The sequence below is a fragment of the Caballeronia sordidicola genome, from assembly GCF_002220365.1.
Classification (GTDB): Bacteria; Pseudomonadota; Gammaproteobacteria; order Burkholderiales; family Burkholderiaceae; genus Caballeronia; species Caballeronia sordidicola_C.
Window position 1 is genome coordinate 1 of the sequence record NZ_MTHB01000237.1, and the last position, 1,727, is coordinate 1,727.

Below are 1,727 nucleotides of genomic sequence, written 5' to 3' on the forward strand. Positions count from 1 at the left end.
GGATTCGATGTGAGTCCCCTTTCAATTGTTAGGCACACTTCAGGCTGAAGTTGCCGATACAGCCTTCGCTCTCGCGATCTCTCAAACGAAAACGGGTTTCAACGCAAATCTGCAGCTGGTCTTTTGTTCCAACTCATCGCTTCAATACGAGCGGCGAGCTTTGCTCGACCATGCCGACGTGCCGCGTTCGGTACCTGAGTAGTTTCCGAGTCTTTCGCACCCGAACGCGCAGAGCTAAGCTGTTTCCGACGGAGCAAGATAGAGACTTGGATGGACATTCTCACAAGACACCGCCCCCTGCGCATCGAGCTTTTACCAAAACAAAAGCGTGCTGTTTCTTGCGAGGAGTCGACCCCGACTCCGTATCAGCGAATACGAGTATGTCGATCAGCAGCCGGAGCTTAACTCTCCAGATCAATTTGGGTACGGACACGACGCCGCGGCGCACCAACGCAGCCTCGACATACACGAAGGAGTAACTAACCGAGCGCCGCTCGAGCGTGGTGCGGTGGGTCTTGGCTCAAAGAAATTCTACTCCAGGGTCGGCCCGGTGACTTTAATCGCTGCACTTCTCTCAGGACGTTCCAATGCGTATCGCACAAGTTGCACCGCTGCACGAAGCAGTCCCACCGAAACTGTACGGTGGCACTGAACGTGTTGTGTCCTATCTTACCGATGCGCTTGTCGACTTGGGTCACGAAGTTACCCTATTCGCGAGTGGAGATTCTGTTACAAAGGCTAAGCTTCGAACCGTTTGGCCACGCTCCCTGCGCCTAGATCCGTCAATTCGCGATATCAACGCTCCCCACGCGTTATTGCTCGAACACGTGCGCCGTCACGCGCACGAATTCGATGTGCTGCACTTTCACCTGGACTACATGCCATTCTCGCTATTTTCACAGATGGGCGTACCGTTCGTCACGACCCTGCATGGCCGTCTTGATCTGCCGGAACTGGAGTCGGTCTTCAGGATGTTCTCGAAAGTACCAGTGATCTCGATTTCCGATTCGCAACGTCTACCGCTTCAGCATGCGAACTGGGTCAATACGATCTATCACGGCCTTCCGGAAAACTTGCTAACACCACAACCGAATACGAAGCCTGAGTATCTCGCGTTTCTAGGCCGCATCTGCCCAGAGAAGCGCCCTGACCTTGCCATCAAGATTGCTATCGAAAGCGGTCTCCGGTTGAAGATTGCAGCCAAAGTCGACAGGGTCGACCAGGAATACTTCAGATCCATCATCGAGCCATTGCTGTCGCAGGCGGACGTCGAGTTCATCGGCGAAATCAACGACGCACAAAAACCGGCGTTTCTATCCGGTGCGAAAGCGTTGCTCTTCCCGATTGACTGGTCGGAGCCCTTTGGGCTCGTGATGATCGAGGCGATGGCGTGCGGTACGCCAGTGATCGCATTCAATCGGGGCTCGGTGCCAGAGGTGATCGACCACGGTGTGACTGGCTACATTTGCGAGGACGTACCGGGCGCGGTCGCTGCGCTACAACGCATTGATGATCTATCTCGCACGGAAGTTCGGGCCCAGTTCGAGCGCCGATTTTGCGCGAAGACGATGGCGGCGAAGTATGTTGAAACCTACACCTCCATGCTCGCACCTACGCGGAAGCGTCCCCTGCTTCAGGATACCGAGATGGCTTGAGTTGCGCCGAGAGAGTTTGGCACTAAGGATTTCACCATAGTGTCGAAGTCACAGGCGCTGCTCGAATGCGGC

Annotated in this window: 1 protein-coding gene; it reads left to right on the top strand. The window is 55.1% G+C overall.

Annotated features, from left to right (window positions below):
* Positions 1-587 precede the first annotated feature (587 nt).
* Positions 588-1,655, top strand: a complete 1,068-nt coding sequence (locus tag BSU04_RS33335) for a glycosyltransferase family 4 protein (RefSeq protein ID WP_089164541.1) — start codon at positions 588-590, stop codon at positions 1,653-1,655.
* Positions 1,656-1,727 lie beyond the last annotated feature (72 nt).

Bases quoted from the DNA above. Each gene is read 5' to 3' on its own strand.
- BSU04_RS33335 (WP_089164541.1), top strand. From the start codon at position 588: ATGCGTATCGCACAAGTTGCACCGCTGCACGAAGCAGTCCCACCGAAA.